The organism is Tepidicaulis sp. (genome assembly GCF_965222285.1).
Taxonomy (GTDB): Bacteria; Pseudomonadota; Alphaproteobacteria; order Parvibaculales; family Parvibaculaceae; genus Tepidicaulis.
Genome location: NZ_OZ244942.1, coordinates 735,060 through 749,601 on the forward strand (window position 1 = coordinate 735,060; position 14,542 = coordinate 749,601).

Below are 14,542 nucleotides of genomic sequence, written 5' to 3' on the forward strand. Positions count from 1 at the left end.
AAGGGTCAGAAGCTCGGCGGCGTGCAGGCGGAAATGATCACGCATTCGGCCTGGCCGAGATTGCGGAAGCGGTGGGGCAGGCGGCTATCGAAATAATAGGCCTCGCCGGGTCCGAGCACGCGGGTTTCCCCGCCCACCGTCAGCACGATTTCGCCGGAAACGACGATCCCGGTTTCCTCGCCCATATGCGAGAGCATTTCCTCGCCCGTATCCGCGCCCGGCTCATAGCGCTCATGCATCATCTGGATCGAGCGGTCGCTTGTGTCTTTGCCCACGAGCTTGAAGGAAATCGGCGCGCCGCCGGCAATCTCTTTCAGGTCTTTGCGCTCGTAAAAGACCGGGCGCTTGGGCTGAAGATCGACGGTCAGAAAATCGGTGAAGGAAATCGGGAAGCCGTCCAGCACCCGCTTCAAGGAGCCGATGGACGGACTGATGCGCTCCTGCTCGATCAGCGAGATCGTGCCGTTCGTCACCCCGGCCCGTTTCGCAAGCTCGCGCTGGGAAAAGCCGTACATTTTTCTCAAAGCCCTGAGGCGGGGCCCCACTTCGGGAAGGGAAATGTCTTCCCGGGCTTGCTGTGCGCCATGCGCGATACGGTGGTCTTTCTTCATGCCGGTTAATATACTAAGCGATAGAAAGAAATATCCAGTCCCTTTTCCTTGCGGGGAGGGAGGCTGGGGCGTTCAATTGTTTAGGTTAATCTACCGATCTAGGGAGCCTGCCCCATGTCTCAAACGGAGGCCGCGGCCACGCACGCCAAAGCGCCGAACGATCTTGAATCGCTCTGGCTGCCATTCACCCCGAACCGTCATTTCAAGCGCGACCCGCGCCTCGTCGCCCGCGCCAAGGACATGCATTACTTCAAGCCGGACGGCACGCCGGTGCTGGACGGCACCGCAGGGCTTTGGTGCGCCAATGCCGGCCATTGCCGGGACAAGATCGTCTCCGCCATTCAGGCCCAGGCCGCCGAGCTCGATTTCGCGCCCTCCTTCCAGTTCTCCCACCCGAAAGCCTTCGAGGTGGCGAACCAGCTCGTCGCGATGACACCGGAAGGGCTCGATTACGCCTTCTTCTGCAATTCAGGTTCTGAGGCCGCCGATACGGCGTTGAAAATGGCGATCGCCTATCACCGGGCGAATGGCGAGGCCTCGCGCACGCGCCTTATTGGCCGGGAGCGCGGCTATCACGGCGTCGGCTTCGGCGGCATTTCGGTGGGCGGTATGTCGCCCAACCGCAAATTCTACGGCTCGCTTCTGCCGGGCGTCGATCATCTGTCTCATACCTATAACCGTGCCGAACAGGCCTTCACGCGGGGCGAGCCGGAATGGGGCGCGCATCTGGCCGACGAGCTGCAGCGGCTTGTCGATCTGCATGATGCCTCCACCATTGCCGCCGTCATCGTCGAGCCCATGGCGGGCTCCACCGGCGCGCTGCCGCCGCCGCAGGGCTATCTGAAGCGCCTGCGCGAGCTTTGCGACAAGCACGGGATTCTGCTGATCTTCGATGAGGTGATCACCGGCTTCGGCCGCCTCGGCCATGCCACGGCGGCGGAGCGCTTCGGCGTGACGCCCGACATCATGACCTTTGCCAAAGGCGTCACGAGCGCGGCCGTGCCCATGGGCGGGGCGATGGTGGGCCGCCATGTCTATGAGGCGTTCCAGTCCGGCCCCGATCACATGATCGATCTCTTCCACGGCTATACCTATTCCGGCCACCCGCTGGCCATGGCCGCGGCGCTTGCCACGTTCGAGCTTTACCGCGAAGAGGGCCTTTTCGAGCGGGCACGGGCGAATGAGGCCGCCTTTGCCGATGCCGCCTTCACACTCAAAGGCCATCCGCTGGTGCTCGATATCCGCACCATCGGCATGGTTGCCGCCTTCGATCTTGCGCCTGTCGAAGGGCTGATGGGCAAGCGCGGCTATGATGCGATGTGCAACGCCTTCCATGAGCAGAACATCATGGTGCGCGTTTCCGGCGACACGATCGCCTTCTCGCCGCCGCTCATCATCGAAGAAGCCCAGATGGGCGAGCTGTTCGAGCGCTTCAAAAAGGCGCTCGACGCGGTGGCGTAACGCCAAGAACCTGGCCGCGCGGGCTGCGTCAACTTGTCATAGCCCGCGCGGTTTCAGCCGCTTGTAACGGCAGTGAGAGACACCATATCGGAGGTGTTCCCGGAGACGGGGACAGACCGCAAAGATGCAGGCCCCCCTCCCTGCATATTCCCTCCCCCTCGATGCGCGGTCTTAAAAAGTCTTGAGCCCCCGGTCATCTCCCCCCGCCGGGGGTTCTTTTTTGCCCGATTGGCCCTTCACCCCGCAAAGACGTATAAAACCGGCCATAAACCGGCAGCTAACGGCCTCTTAGGCATGGGGCCCTATGCTGACCGGCAGGCATCGGGGGAAGCGCAATGAGGATCGGGCAGAGACGTTTCAAAGCGGCAAGGGTCTTACTTGGCCTTTTAACCGCAGGGGCTTTTTGCGCCGGCGCAGAGGCGCGCGCTGAAGCGCCCGTGCCGCTTGGCGGCATTGCCGTGGAAGAGCCGGGCCCGGTGCATCTTTCCCGTCTCGATCTCATTCTCACCCCCGCCATCATCGAAGCGCGCTATCAGTTCCAGAATATGAGCGGCGAGGCGGTGGAAAAGGAGGTGCGCTTTTCCCTGCCGCCGCAGCCTGTGGCGGGCGCACAAGAAAACGCGCTCAGCCGGAAGGCGATCGACTTCACGCTGTCGGCGGACCGGCGCTTTCCCGAACTTGAAGCGCGCCCGAGGGCCATTTTGAAGGACATTGACGGGACGTTGCTTGATGTGACGGGTCAGCTGCGCCGCGCGGATATTCCGTTGACCGCAGACCTGGGCGAAATAAAAAAGTCTCTCGGCAGGCTGGACCCGCTGCAGCGCAAATCTCTTGTCTCGAGCGGTATTCTCGGGCGGGAAGGGACGGCGGATGAAGGCCCGCGCTGGTCGCTTGCGCGCCACTACGTTTACCGTCAGCGCTTTCCGCTCAATGACATCGTCAAGATCGAGCACAGCTACCGGCCCCTCAACGCGCAGGACTATTTTCAGGTGAGCGGGCTTCTGGCGGAAAAATACTGCATCGATGATGAAAGCATGGGGATGCTGGAGGGCAAGAACACGCGCTCGCTGCGCAAGCGCCGCCGCCCGCTCTTTGCTCAGGAAATCGAATACGACCTGGAAACGGTGAATGCCCCCATCGCCATGTTCAATCTGGTGATGAACCCGGCCGACAATGAGGCGGCGCTTTTCACCTGCATGAAAGGCGTGAAAGACAACGGCAAAGGCACTTATGCCGCCGCATATGAAAATTTCACGCCCTCAGGCCCGCTGAAAGTGCTGGTGGTTTATTGACGCCTCAGGATTTGGCGGCAGGTGTGAGGCCCAGCTGCTTGGCGATCAGCTTGTCGAGCGCCCGGCGCGGCAACAGCGCGGTGACGAGTTTTTCCACGAAACGGCCTTTCACCGCCGCATAGCGGGTTTTGGGCTTGGGCGTGGTCAGCGCTTCATGAATGAGTTCGCCGAGTTTTTCCGCGCTCAAACCCGAGCGTCCCTGGCCGATGAACATTTTCTGGAATTTCTGCAGGATCGGCAAATAGGGCGAGTTGCCGTAGGGCGTGATGTCGATCTCCTCGGCCTTGTCCCAGATCGCGGTTTTGACCGGCCCCGGCCCGATAATGACGACATCGATGCCGAAGAGCATCATCTCCCGGCGCAGCGCTTCTGAATAGCCCTCAATGGCGAATTTCGAGGCCGAGTAAGGCCCGAGAAACGGCATGGCGCGCACGCCCGCCGCCGAGCTGATATTGACGATGCGCCCCGGCTCGCCTTTCAGCGAAGGATCGGCGCCGAGCAGCGGCGCGAAAGCCTGGGTGACGAGAAAGGGGCCGGTGACGTTGATTTCCATCTGCCGGCGCATCTCTTCCACATCGAGCTCCAGAAGCGGCCCGGAGACGGCAATGCCCGCATTGTTGACGAGCCCGGCAAGGGTTTCGCCTTTGAGCGCCGCGCGCACCTGATCGGCTGCCTTGCGGATGGCCGCTTCATCGCAGACATCGAAAATGAGCGGCGTCACCTTGTCGCCGAACTCCGCCTTCAGCGCCTCGGCATCGGCCTCTTTGCGCACCGAGCCGAAGACGTGAAAGCCCTTTTGGGTGAGAACCCGCGTTGCCCCGCGGCCAATGCCGGTGGAGACACCGGTGATAACGACAGATTTCATCTCTCTTATCCTTGCTTTAGTTGCGCAAGCCGCGGCGCGGCGGGAGGTGCGGGTGGCGTCAGGAAATCATGACCCCGCCATCGATCACCATTTGCTGGCCGGTCATGAAGGCCCCGGCTTTCGAGGCAAGGAAAACGGCGGCGCCGGCAATCTCGTCCGGCTGGCCGATGCGCTTCAAGGGTGCGGAGGCGGTGGATTGTTTCAGGATATCCGGATCGTCCCAGAGCGCCTTGGCGAAATAGGTCTGGATCAGGCCCGGCGCGATGCAATTGACGCGGACATTGTCCTTGCCGAATTCCACCGAGAGATTGCGTGCGAGCTGGAAGTCGGCGGCCTTGGAAATGCAATAAGCGCCGATGATGGAAGAACCGTGCAGCCCGCCGATCGACGAGATGATGATGATCGAGCCGTCTTTGCGCTCCTGCATTTGCGGCAGCACCATGTGGCAGAGCCAGTGATTGCTTTTCACATTGGACGACATGATCCGGTCGAAGGCTTCATCGGGAATGTCTTTCGAGGGACCGAAATAAGGGTTCACCGCGGCGTTGCACACCAGCACATCGATCTTGCCGAAGGCTTCGTTGGTTTTATCGACGAGGTTCTGCAGCTGCGCCTTGTCGGCGATGTTGCAGGGGATGGCGATGGCCTGGCCCGGATATTTGGCGTTGATTTCGGCGGCCACCTCATCGCAGGCATCGGCCTTGCGGCTGGAGACGACGACCTTCGCGCCATGTTCGGCCATGCGCGTGACGATGGCTTTGCCGATGCCCTTGGTCGAGCCGGTGACGAGCGCGACCTTGCCCTTCAAATCGAAAAGTTCCATGAGATATCCTCCCTATCCGTTGCTTATTCCGTTCCCCGCGCTTGCCTTCCTTGGCGTCAAGTCCATGGAGAAAGCGCTGTTCTCCTGCCAGAACTTATCTGCTAGGCTTTACGCAGGGTACGTGTTTGGGCTGTTTGTACACCAGAATTGCCGCCGCTGACAGATTTTGCGTGGGCTGGATGGGGATGAGCGGCCCGGTTTTCAAAAAAACCTGAGAGGGAAACAATGAAGCGTTTGTCCATTATGCTGGTTGCGGCGGCTTTCGCCCTTACCGCGTGCACGTCCCAGGATCCATATACCGGGGAACAAGGCGTCAACAACACGACGATCGGCGCAGGCATCGGCGCGGTGGCAGGCGCCCTCGGCGGCTATCTCATCGGCAAAGGCAGTTCCGATGACCGGCGTAAACGCGCGCTTATCGGCGCAGGCGTCGGCGCGCTGGGCGGCGGGGCGATCGGCTATTACATGGACCAGCAGGAAGCGGCGCTGCGCCAGCGGCTGCGCGCCTCCGGCGTCTCCGTCACGCGGGTGGGTGAGAACATCATTCTCAACATGCCCGGTAACGTCACCTTCGCCACCGATTCTTCGGATGTGAATGCGCGCTTCTATGAAGTGCTGAATTCCGTCGCGCTGGTGCTGCAGGAATATGACCGCACACTGGTCGATATTTACGGTCACACGGACAGCACCGGATCGGCGCAATATAACCAGCAGCTCTCCCAGCGCCGCGCGCAATCGGTTGCGCAATATCTCGTCGGCCAGGGTGTGAACGGCCAGCGCCTGCTCGTGCAGGGCATGGGCGAGAGCCAGCCCATCGCCACCAACGACACGGCGGCGGGCCGCGAGCAGAACCGCCGCGTGGAAATCAAGATCTCTCCGCTGACGGCGTAACGCCTCACGGGAAGAGCAGTTAAGGAAACCGGTGCCGCGTTTGCGGGGCCGGTTTCTTGCTTTTCGTTCATCTTTCTCACGGATTTTTCACCGAGGCTTGAACCGGTGTTAGCTGATCTTTCGGGCAAGAGGTTTATCTCAAGGGGGTCTTGAGAAAACCCATGGTGCCCCGATGCAACGATCCGCCTTTGCGATCCTCCGCCCGAAACTTCTGGCCGCGCTCCCCTGGACGGAGCGGAATGGCAAACTGTCGCTCCTTAAGCTGACGGTTTTTCTCGGCCTCTGCGCGCCGGGGCTTTGGCTTGCCTTCGGGTTCTCGCAGGATCTTCTTGGCACGAAGCCGCTGACCCATATGCTCCATGAAACCGGGCTCTGGACAATCCGTTTTCTTTTCCTCTCGCTTCTCATCACGCCCGCCCGGCGCATCTTCCATTATTCCAAGCTGATCAATCTGCGCCGCATGCTCGGCCTTGCCGCCTTGGCTTACGGTCTCGCCCATCTCGGGCTCTATGTTGCCGATCAGGCATTCGATCTGGGAAAGGTCGCAAGCGAGGTCGTGCTGCGCGTCTATCTGACTATCGGTTTTCTGGCGCTGCTTGCCATGGGCGCGCTGGGGCTCACCTCGACCGATGCCATGATCAAGCGCATGGGCCCCAATTGGAACCGGCTTCACAAGCTCACTTACGCCATTGCCATTCTGGGCGGGCTGCATTTCTTCATGCAGGCAAAGTCGGATGTATCCGAAGCCGTGCTCATGGCCGGGTTCTTCGTGCTGCTCATGAGCTACCGCCAGGCGCAGAAATGGAAATTCGATCTGACCTCGCCGCTCGTCCTTGCCGCGATTGCGCTTATCGGCGGGCTCGGCGCGGCGGCGCTGGAATTTGCCTGGTACGCGCTGGCAACGGGCATTCCGCCGCTGCGCGTACTGGAGGCCAATCTCGACTTCACCTATTCGGTGCGCCCGGCCTGGTGGGTGGCGGCGGTGGGGCTCGGGTTTGCCGCGGTGCCGCTTCTCCGCAAGCTTTGGGCGGGCGCTGCCTTCGCGCGGCTGCGCGCCCGGCCCGCCGCTTAAAGCCTGCGGCCTGAAAATCTATTTTAGCAGCGCCTCGATTTCCTGGATCAGCGCCTCGCTGAGCGGGTTCACCTTGCTTGGGTAGGACTGGGCCAAGCTGCCATCCGGCGCGATCAAATATTTGTGGAAGTTCCATTTCGGCAGCGCGTCCTCGCCGGCCTGCTCACGCACCCAATTGTAAAAGGGATGGGCATCGGCGCCGATAATGCTTTCCTTGGCGGTGAGCGGAAAGGTGACGGAATAATTCACTTCGCAAAAGCTGGCGATCTCCCGCTCATTGCCCGGTTCCTGCCCGCCGAAATCATTGCAGGGCACGCCGATCACCGTCAGCCCGCGCCCCTGATAGCGCGACCAGAGCCCTTCCAGATCCTTATATTGCGGGGTGAAGCCGCACTGGCTTGCCGTGTTCACGATGAGGAGCACATTGTCCGCATAATCGGAAAGGGGCAGGGCAGCGCCTTGGATGGTGCGGAATTCAAACTGATGGGCACTCATGGAAAGCCTCCTGTTAGTTTGGTTGACCCAAGTCTAACAGGCGCGCGCCGGGAGAAAAGAGGCTCAGAAGGAAGCGGCAAGGCGCGCTAAAAGCGCATGGGCATCGGTGCGCCCATAGCCCTTGGAGGCAAGCTGGCGGGCCGTCTCTTCGATATAGAACCGCGTGCTCCCAAGCGTGCCTTCCCCGGTCAAATAGCGCTCACGGGTTTCCTCAGGCGGCAGGTCGGGCAGAAAGGCGCCGGAACTCGGATGGGCAATGTAAGTGAGTGCCCGGTAAAGCCGCCCGTCCTGCCCGTGCAGCGTTACCCAGCGGCGCAGGTAATGGCGCTCGCGGTAATCGAGCGCGGCTTCCGCTTCCGGCCAGTCCTTCGCCGCGATCTTGATGCCGAAGCCGGTCGTATAGCCGCCCGGATGCAGGCCGGCGGCAAGGCCCGGCCTTTCCGGCGAGCCCCAGGTCGTGGTTTTGACCATGGAAAAGCGCCGGTGCCAGCCTTGCACGGTGCCGGCCAGCATTTTCTGCACCGGCACGCGCGGGTCCCACATCAAGGAACCGTAACCGAAGACCCAGTAGCTGCCGCCCTTTTCCGGCGGGCTCGCTTCTGCGCTATCTTCATTGTGTTGTCTCATGGCTTGCTCTTTGGCTCGTCCTGCAGTCTATCTATCCGGGGCAAGGGAGGATCTTATGTGTGACACGATGGTAGCGCGCCCGCCAGTCACGAAAAACGGCACGCTGATATTCGCAAAAAACTCGGATAGGGAGGCGAACGAGGCGCAATATCTCTTTCATGCGCCCGCGCAAACACACGCGCCGGGCAGCGAGCTTGCCTGCACTTATATTTCCATTCCCCAGGCAGAGCGCACAAACGCGGTGCTGCTCTCCCGGCCCTATTGGATGTGGGGCGCGGAAATGGGCGTCAACGAGCATGGGGTCCTGATCGGCAACGAGGCGGTCTTTTCCAAACTGAAGCCGCAAAAAGAACCGGCGCTGATCGGCATGGATTTGCTGCGCCTTGGCCTCGAACGGGCGGCGAGCGCGGAAGAAGCAGTGGAAGTGATCACCTCACTCCTTGCGCAATACGGTCAGGGCGGCAATTGCGGCCATAACGGTCATTTCGAATATCATAACGCGTTTTTGATCGCCGATGCGGGCGGCACTGCCTTTGTGCTGGAAACGGTGGGCCGTGACTTTGTGCTGGAGCGGGCGGGGGATGTGCGCACCATCTCCAATGCCTATACGGTGGGCACCGAATACGAGCGGATGAGCGACGGGCTGATCGCGCAGGCCCGCGCCAAGGGCTGGGCCGGGGACAAGACCCCCTTCGATTTTGCCGAGGCTTACGGCGACCGGCTGCGCTCGCGTTTCGCGACAGGCTATGAACGCGGCTGCCGCACGCGCGATCTCCTCGGCCCCAAAGCGCCCCATGTCGAGGCCCGCCATGTGATGGGCGTGCTGCGCGATCATGGCCCCCGCGCCGCCCGCCAGCGCCATTGGCAGCCGGACGGGCTCTTGGGCGGCAGCGTTTGCGCCCATGCCTCTTTCGGGCCGGTGCGCAAATTCGGCCAGACCACTTCGTCCTGGATCACGGAAATCCGGAACGGGCGCATGCTGCACTGGGTGACGGGTACTTCCGCCCCCGATACCGGGATTTTCAAGCCGGTCTTTTTCGGTCCGGGCTCTGAGGGGATCGGCCTGCCCGATTTCGGCCCGGTGCCGGGCGGGCGCTATGAAGAAGCGGCGCTTTGGTGGCGGCATGAAAAGCTCCACCGGGCGGTTCTGGAAAATTACGGGCCTCGCCTTGCCGCTTACGCCGGGGAGCGGGACCGGCTGGAAGAAAATTTCATGGATGAGGTGGCCGGCGCGCTCGAGCGGGGCGCGGATGAGGGTGCCCTTGAAGCGTTAACGGCCCGGCACTGGCGCCGCGCGGAAGAGGCGGAAAAAGCCTGGCTGAAAGCGGCTCTCGCCGTGCCCGCAAATGCCCGCCAGATGGCGCCTCCGTCGCATTTTTACCGTTTTCATTGGAAGCGCCTCAACCGGCTCGCCCATATGCCGGAAATCTCTTAACCCGGCTTTAGGGTTAACTCTTTGTCAACCGGGTGCTGGCATCTTAGCTACAAGCGAAGTCCTTCTTGCCGCGACCCGTCTAACAGAGAGCCACACGCCCATGCCCAGGTTTGTCGATGTGCTTTTGATCGCCATTTACGCGCTTGTTGCCGCAGCGTCTTCTGCCGCCCTTATTCAATATGGCGGGCTCCAGGGGCCGTTTGCCTGGCTGGCGGGTTTTCAGGTGTTTTTGGTGATGGGGCTCATCCAGACCATGACCGCGCGCCGGGTGGAGCAGCGCCGGATGGACGAGCTGATCGCCTATACGAACAGCATCAGCCGCGATCTTGAAATCACCGAAGAAAAACTTGCCGAACTTCTGGAAGCAGGCGCCCATTCGGAAGAAGGCGAGGACGAAGCCATCAGCCTGAATGTGCGCGGGCTCCAGGAGCGTGTCGCCCAGCTTGCCGAAGAGCTTGAGCGCCGCCCCGCCGCGCAGAAGGAAGAGCGCGTGGAAGCGGACGTTGAAGATATGGCTGCCGGCGCAGCGCAGGAAAATAGTGCCGCCGATTTCTCGAAGCTCGTGCCGGGTAAGCCGGAGGCGGGCCTGGATGCAGGCGAAACCCATTTCGATCTCGGCGCCAAACTGCAAGGGCGCGAGCGTCCCTCGCTGCAGCTTGTGAGCAACGACACGCAGCCCCCGCTTTATACCGATGCCGAACTGCTCGATGTCATCAAGGAAGCGCTGGAGAAAAACCGGCTCGACCTTTACCTCCAGCCCGTCGTCAATCTGCCTCAGCGCCAGACCTGCTATTATGAAGGCTTGACGCGCCTGCGCGGCCCGCGGGGCGAAGTGATCATGCCGGCCGATTATATCCGCGTGGCAGCGCCTGCCGGGCTGATGCCGATCATCGACAATATGCAGCTTCTGCGCTCCGTGCAGGTGGTGCGGCAAATGTCGAAGCGCGGCAAGGACACGCCGATCTTCTGCAACATTTCCTCCGACACGCTGTCGGATACGGAATTCTTCCCGCAATTCATCGACTATCTGCGCAGCACGCAGGAGTTGACCGGCAAGCTGGTCTTCGAGATTGCCCAGGAAACGATGCTGAATGCCGGTGTCATGGAAATGGAAAATCTGCGCGATCTGGCGAGCGCCGGGTTCCACCTTTCCATGGACAAGATCGACCATCTGCGCATGGATTTCCACGAGCTGCACGGCCTCGGTTTCCGCTTCGTGAAAGTGGGCGCGGACTTGCTCTTCAACGCCTCCATGAGCGAGACGGAACTTCTGGGCGACATTCACCCGGAAGACCTGAAAGAGCTGCTGCGCCGCAACGGTATCTCGCTCATCGCCGAGCGCATCGAGGACGAGCGCACGGTGATCGACCTGCTCGATTTCGATATCGACTACGGTCAGGGCTATCTCTTCTCCCGCCCGCGCCCCGTGCGCCGGGACATGATCGCCGCCTAAGCGCCGGCGTCCTAAAGGTTTCGGGAAAAGGGCGGGGACATCCCGCCCTTTCTCTTTGGGCCTTTTCGGTTGACCTTTGGCCGCGGGCCGCTTAACTCCGGCGCCATGAGCACAGAGCACGCATCTTTATCCCTTATCCCCGGACTTTCCGCGCTGGCCGGGCGCTACAGCGCCCTTCTCTGCGATGTCTGGGGTGTCCTTCATAATGGCCGCGCGCCTTATCCAGGCGTCTGCGAGGCGCTGGAGGCCTACCGGAAAGCGGGCGGCATCGTGCTTTTTCTCTCCAACGCCCCGCGCCCGCATGGGCCGGTCGTCAAGATGTTCGAGGCGATGGGCGTGCCGGGTGCGGCCTATGACGGCATTTTGACCTCGGGGGATGCGACGCGCGAGGCGATGGCGAGCGGCGATCTCGGCAAGCGCTTTTTCCATGTGGGCCCGGACCGCGACCACCCGCTTTTCGACGGGCTGGCGTTGGAAAAGACCGTGCTGGAAGAGGCCGATTTCGTGCTGATGACGGGGCTCTGGGACGATGAGACGGAAACCCCTGAGGATTACGCGGAGCTTATCGGCGAGATGAAGGCCCGCGGCCTTAAAGTCATCTGTGCCAATCCGGACATTATCGTCGATAGGGGCGAAAAGCAGATCTACTGCGCAGGCGCGGTGGCGGAAAAGTACTGCGAGGCGGGCGGCGAGGTGCTTTATTTCGGCAAGCCCCATCCGCCGATCTATGAGGCCGCTTTCCGGCATCTGGAAGAACTGGCAGGCCGGCCGCTCGATAAAAGCGAGGTTCTGGCGGTGGGCGACGGCATTCATACCGATGTCGCCGGCGCCAACAAGGCAGGGGTGGATGTGATTTACGTGACGGGCGGCATTGCCGCCTCGCGCTTCGGTGATGTCATGGAGCCGGAGCTTGCCCGCATCGCCGAATACATGGAAGAAGAGGGCACGCACGCCATTGGCGCCATGCCCCGCCTCATCTGGTAAACCCGCAAAATGCGCTCAGTCGAAGAGCGAGTCGATATCTTCCTGGCTGACGCCGCCTTCACTGAGGAGTTCGTCGACCGAGGATTGGTCGATGCCTTCGCCCTCAAGCGCCGGGCCGTTGAGCAGCAATTCGCGTTTGCGCCGCTCCGCTGCCGTTTCTTCATGGGGCTCGCCCTCGCTCATGGCAGAGCCGAGCGTGGTGGAAAGCGCGCCGATCTTTTCTTCGATGATATTGAGCGTTTCCACGACCTTGCTGATGCGCTGGCCCGTAATGTCCTGGAATGAGCAGGACTGGATGATTTCCATCATCGCATTGGTCACGGTCTCCGAATAGGCATCGGCGTCCGACGGGTCGGCGGCAAGCACGGCCTCGGCATTTTCCATGATGGAATTCGTGGCGTCTTCCGTGGCGCGCACGATCGCCTCGAGCTCGCGTCCGGCCTGCGGGATGTGCGTGCTTTGCAGATGCGCAGGCTGCAGCCGGCTGATCTCGGTCTTGGCATTGTCGATGAAGGAGGCAATGTCCTTCAGCTCGCGGTAGATCGCCGTGTCGAGATGGGCGAAAAAGCCCTGCATCGACCCGACCATGATTTCTGCAAGCTTGATAACGTCGGTAAGTCCGGCCGTATCGGGCCGGACGCGTTTGATCTCTTCGACGAGCCTGTCGAAGGTTTCATCCGCAAGGCCTGCGGTCTTCGCCATAACGAAGCCCCTTCCTTTATGTAAGCAACTACTCCCCTCCCAAACCTTTCGGCCCGGAAGCCCGGGCCGTTCAAGGTTTAGAAGTCGCCCAGAACAGCGGCGATTTTCGTCTTCAGCGTGGCCGCGTTGAACGGCTTGACGATGTAGTTGTTCACACCGGCCTTTTTGGCCGCGATCACGTTTTCCGTCTTGGATTCGGCGGTGATCATGATGAAAGGCACGGCGGACAGATCGCCGTCTGCGCGCACTTCCTTCAGAAGCTCATAGCCGGTCATGGGTTCCATGTTCCAGTCGGAAATCACGAGCCCGTATTTCTTGGAGCGCAGCTTGGCGAGCGCTTCGGAGCCGTCGGCAGCATCGTCCACATTTGTGAAGCCCAGCTGCTTGAGCAGGTTGCGAATGATGCGGATCATGGTCTTGTAATCGTCGACCACGAGAACAGGCATCGACAGGTCCACGGCCATGTCTGTACTCCGTTAGTTCGGGGCAGACCCATTCTAAGCCCCGCAATAATCCCTCAGGAAAGCGCCCGGCCCCAGGGCCTGCCGTTTCCTCTCTTGAGCCTGAAAGTAGAGAAGGCCCCCTAAAACTTGGTTAAGTGGCGGGGCTCTCCTGGCCGGTGCAGTGCCGCGGCGCGGGCGCTCGGGCGAATTTGCGACAAGTTTTGCGCAAAAACCCTTGTTTGCGGCCCTTGACGGGTGCGGCGGGATGGGTAACACCCATGACGAGCCGTTTGAGTTTATAGTTGATCACGGGTTAAAAGGCGCCGCTCCGATGCAGATCCTCCGCCATTTCGATGACATTGCGCCCGCCTTGAAAGGCGCGGTCTATGCCATCGGCAATTTCGACGGGGTGCATATCGGCCACCAGCAGGTAATCGCGCGCACCGCCGCGATCGCCAAGGAGCTGGGCGCGCCGACTGGCGTTCTGATGTTCGAGCCGCATCCGAGGCAGTATTTCTTCCCCGATCAGCCCTTCTTCCGCCTCATGTCCTTCCGGGCGAAGACCCGCACGCTGGGCGAGATCGGCGTCGACCAGATCGCGGCGCTCCCCTTCGACACGCGCATGGCGACGATGGAAGCCGAAGATTTCGTCCGCAACGTGCTGGTGGAGGGGTTGGGGGCCGCCCATATCGTGGTCGGCTATGATTTCTGCTTCGGCAAGGGAAGGCGCGGGGACGGGGCGCTTTTGCGCCGGATGGGCGAGGAACTCGGCTTTGGGGTGACGATCGTGGAAGAAGTCAAAAAAGGCGGCGATACCTATTCCTCCACCCGCATCCGCGAATTGCTGGCGAAGGGCGATCCGCGCGGCGCGGCGGACCTGCTCGGCCATTGGTGGACCATCGAGACCCATGTGATCAAGGGCGACCAGCGCGGGCGCACCATCGGCTTTCCGACCGCCAATCTGTCGCTGGAAGGGCATCTGGAGCCCGCCTTCGGGGTCTATGCGGTGAAGGTGGAAATCGAGGACGGGCCCCATAAGGGCACCTATGACGGGGTGGCGAATGTCGGCCGCCGCCCGACCTTCGACAAAGAAGACGTGTTGCTCGAGGTGCATATTTTCGACTTCGAAGGGGATATTTACGGTGCCCATCTGGCCGTCTCCTTCATCGATTTCCTGCGCCCGGAGCAGAAATTCGACGGGCTGGAGAGCCTGAAGGCCCAGATCGCCGCCGATAGCGGCAAGGCGCGCACGCTGCTGGCCGCTCTCTGAGGGGCGCAAAAAGCGCGGCATGTGCGCCCCAGGCGAACTGGACGGCGCTTTAAGCCCCTGATATGAAACGCCCATGAAACGGACGCATTCCATACGCATCGCCAGTGTGAGCAGCGGG

General features: G+C 61.4%; 15 protein-coding genes. 8 read left to right on the forward strand and 7 right to left on the reverse strand.

Features of this window, described 5'->3' with window-relative positions; genetic code table 11:
• Nucleotides 1-5 precede the first annotated feature (5 nt).
• The gene (locus tag ACOQOT_RS03465; protein WP_045445422.1) at nucleotides 6-515 is read right to left on the reverse strand and encodes a cupin domain-containing protein; all 510 of its coding nucleotides are present in this window, start codon (nucleotides 513-515) and stop codon (nucleotides 6-8) included.
• 210 nt (nucleotides 516-725) lie between these two features.
• On the opposite strand from ACOQOT_RS03465, the gene ACOQOT_RS03470 reads away from it, so the two are divergent.
• Together ACOQOT_RS03470 and ACOQOT_RS03475 are read left to right on the forward strand one after the other, a co-directional pair.
• Nucleotides 726-2,072, forward strand: a complete 1,347-nt coding sequence (locus tag ACOQOT_RS03470; protein ID WP_420560986.1) for an aspartate aminotransferase family protein — start codon at nucleotides 726-728, stop codon at nucleotides 2,070-2,072.
• A 335-nt stretch (nucleotides 2,073-2,407) separates the two neighbouring features.
• On the forward strand, nucleotides 2,408-3,364 hold the full coding sequence (locus ACOQOT_RS03475; protein ID WP_420560987.1) for a DUF4424 family protein: 957 nt from the start codon (nucleotides 2,408-2,410) through the stop codon (nucleotides 3,362-3,364).
• Nucleotides 3,365-3,368: 4 nt separating this feature from the next.
• Here ACOQOT_RS03475 and ACOQOT_RS03480 read toward each other — a convergent pair whose 3' ends face one another.
• Complete coding sequence (locus ACOQOT_RS03480; protein WP_420560988.1) at nucleotides 3,369-4,229, reverse strand: SDR family oxidoreductase; 861 nt, start codon at nucleotides 4,227-4,229, stop codon at nucleotides 3,369-3,371.
• A 58-nt stretch (nucleotides 4,230-4,287) separates the two neighbouring features.
• Nucleotides 4,288-5,052 carry an SDR family NAD(P)-dependent oxidoreductase gene (locus ACOQOT_RS03485; RefSeq protein WP_420560989.1) on the reverse strand — a complete coding sequence of 255 codons (765 nt, stop codon included), beginning with the start codon at nucleotides 5,050-5,052 and terminating at the stop codon, nucleotides 4,288-4,290.
• A 225-nt stretch (nucleotides 5,053-5,277) separates the two neighbouring features.
• Between ACOQOT_RS03485 and ACOQOT_RS03490 the strand changes: the two genes are divergently transcribed.
• Entirely contained in the window at nucleotides 5,278-5,943 is a 666-nt protein-coding gene (locus ACOQOT_RS03490) for an OmpA family protein (protein WP_420560990.1), read from the forward strand.
• A gap of 172 nt (nucleotides 5,944-6,115) precedes the next feature.
• Complete coding sequence (locus ACOQOT_RS03495; protein WP_420560991.1) at nucleotides 6,116-7,015, forward strand: sulfite oxidase heme-binding subunit YedZ; 900 nt, start codon at nucleotides 6,116-6,118, stop codon at nucleotides 7,013-7,015.
• Nucleotides 7,016-7,033: 18 nt separating this feature from the next.
• Here ACOQOT_RS03495 and ACOQOT_RS03500 read toward each other — a convergent pair whose 3' ends face one another.
• Both ACOQOT_RS03500 and ACOQOT_RS03505 read right to left on the reverse strand, forming a co-directional pair.
• Nucleotides 7,034-7,510 (reverse strand): glutathione peroxidase, encoded by a 477-nt coding sequence (locus ACOQOT_RS03500; protein WP_420560992.1) that lies wholly within the window; start codon nucleotides 7,508-7,510, stop codon nucleotides 7,034-7,036.
• A gap of 63 nt (nucleotides 7,511-7,573) precedes the next feature.
• Nucleotides 7,574-8,137 (reverse strand): gamma-glutamylcyclotransferase, encoded by a 564-nt coding sequence (locus tag ACOQOT_RS03505; protein WP_420560993.1) that lies wholly within the window; start codon nucleotides 8,135-8,137, stop codon nucleotides 7,574-7,576.
• Nucleotides 8,138-8,192: 55 nt separating this feature from the next.
• On the opposite strand from ACOQOT_RS03505, the gene ACOQOT_RS03510 reads away from it, so the two are divergent.
• The 3 genes from ACOQOT_RS03510 to ACOQOT_RS03520 all read left to right on the forward strand — a co-directional run bounded on the left by ACOQOT_RS03510 (nucleotide 8,193) and on the right by ACOQOT_RS03520 (nucleotide 12,009).
• Nucleotides 8,193-9,572, forward strand: coding sequence for a hypothetical protein (locus ACOQOT_RS03510; protein ID WP_420560994.1), 1,380 nt, complete (start codon nucleotides 8,193-8,195; stop codon nucleotides 9,570-9,572).
• A gap of 100 nt (nucleotides 9,573-9,672) precedes the next feature.
• The gene (locus tag ACOQOT_RS03515; RefSeq protein ID WP_420560995.1) at nucleotides 9,673-11,025 is read left to right on the forward strand and encodes an EAL domain-containing protein; all 1,353 of its coding nucleotides are present in this window, start codon (nucleotides 9,673-9,675) and stop codon (nucleotides 11,023-11,025) included.
• 105 nt (nucleotides 11,026-11,130) lie between these two features.
• On the forward strand, nucleotides 11,131-12,009 hold the full coding sequence (locus tag ACOQOT_RS03520) for a TIGR01459 family HAD-type hydrolase (protein WP_420560996.1): 879 nt from the start codon (nucleotides 11,131-11,133) through the stop codon (nucleotides 12,007-12,009).
• A gap of 15 nt (nucleotides 12,010-12,024) precedes the next feature.
• On the opposite strand, the gene ACOQOT_RS03525 is transcribed toward ACOQOT_RS03520, so the two are convergent.
• Together ACOQOT_RS03525 and ACOQOT_RS03530 are read right to left on the reverse strand one after the other, a co-directional pair.
• Nucleotides 12,025-12,711 (reverse strand): protein phosphatase CheZ, encoded by a 687-nt coding sequence (locus ACOQOT_RS03525; protein ID WP_420560997.1) that lies wholly within the window; start codon nucleotides 12,709-12,711, stop codon nucleotides 12,025-12,027.
• 77 nt (nucleotides 12,712-12,788) lie between these two features.
• Nucleotides 12,789-13,175: a response regulator gene (locus tag ACOQOT_RS03530; RefSeq protein WP_045445144.1), complete on the reverse strand. Its 387-nt coding sequence runs from the start codon at nucleotides 13,173-13,175 to the stop codon at nucleotides 12,789-12,791.
• 310 nt (nucleotides 13,176-13,485) lie between these two features.
• Here ACOQOT_RS03530 and ACOQOT_RS03535 point away from each other — a divergent pair, with 310 nt between their 5' ends.
• A complete protein-coding gene (locus ACOQOT_RS03535) occupies nucleotides 13,486-14,424 on the forward strand; it encodes a bifunctional riboflavin kinase/FAD synthetase (protein ID WP_420560998.1) in 939 nt (312 codons plus the stop codon).
• Nucleotides 14,425-14,542: the final 118 nt, after the last annotated feature.

Bases quoted from the DNA above. Each gene is read 5' to 3' on its own strand.
- ACOQOT_RS03495 (WP_420560991.1), top strand. From the start codon at position 6,116: ATGCAACGATCCGCCTTTGCGATCCTCCGCCCGAAACTTCTGGCCGCG.
- ACOQOT_RS03480 (WP_420560988.1), bottom strand. From the start codon at position 4,229: ATGAAATCTGTCGTTATCACCGGTGTCTCCACCGGCATTGGCCGCGGG.
- ACOQOT_RS03520 (WP_420560996.1), top strand. From the start codon at position 11,131: ATGAGCACAGAGCACGCATCTTTATCCCTTATCCCCGGACTTTCCGCG.
- ACOQOT_RS03530 (WP_045445144.1), bottom strand. From the start codon at position 13,175: ATGGCCGTGGACCTGTCGATGCCTGTTCTCGTGGTCGACGATTACAAG.
- ACOQOT_RS03500 (WP_420560992.1), bottom strand. From the start codon at position 7,510: ATGAGTGCCCATCAGTTTGAATTCCGCACCATCCAAGGCGCTGCCCTG.
- ACOQOT_RS03525 (WP_420560997.1), bottom strand. From the start codon at position 12,711: ATGGCGAAGACCGCAGGCCTTGCGGATGAAACCTTCGACAGGCTCGTC.
- ACOQOT_RS03475 (WP_420560987.1), top strand. From the start codon at position 2,408: ATGAGGATCGGGCAGAGACGTTTCAAAGCGGCAAGGGTCTTACTTGGC.
- ACOQOT_RS03490 (WP_420560990.1), top strand. From the start codon at position 5,278: ATGAAGCGTTTGTCCATTATGCTGGTTGCGGCGGCTTTCGCCCTTACC.
- ACOQOT_RS03515 (WP_420560995.1), top strand. From the start codon at position 9,673: ATGCCCAGGTTTGTCGATGTGCTTTTGATCGCCATTTACGCGCTTGTT.
- ACOQOT_RS03470 (WP_420560986.1), top strand. From the start codon at position 726: ATGTCTCAAACGGAGGCCGCGGCCACGCACGCCAAAGCGCCGAACGAT.
- ACOQOT_RS03485 (WP_420560989.1), bottom strand. From the start codon at position 5,052: ATGGAACTTTTCGATTTGAAGGGCAAGGTCGCGCTCGTCACCGGCTCG.
- ACOQOT_RS03505 (WP_420560993.1), bottom strand. From the start codon at position 8,137: ATGAGACAACACAATGAAGATAGCGCAGAAGCGAGCCCGCCGGAAAAG.
- ACOQOT_RS03510 (WP_420560994.1), top strand. From the start codon at position 8,193: ATGTGTGACACGATGGTAGCGCGCCCGCCAGTCACGAAAAACGGCACG.
- ACOQOT_RS03465 (WP_045445422.1), bottom strand. From the start codon at position 515: ATGTACGGCTTTTCCCAGCGCGAGCTTGCGAAACGGGCCGGGGTGACG.
- ACOQOT_RS03535 (WP_420560998.1), top strand. From the start codon at position 13,486: ATGCAGATCCTCCGCCATTTCGATGACATTGCGCCCGCCTTGAAAGGC.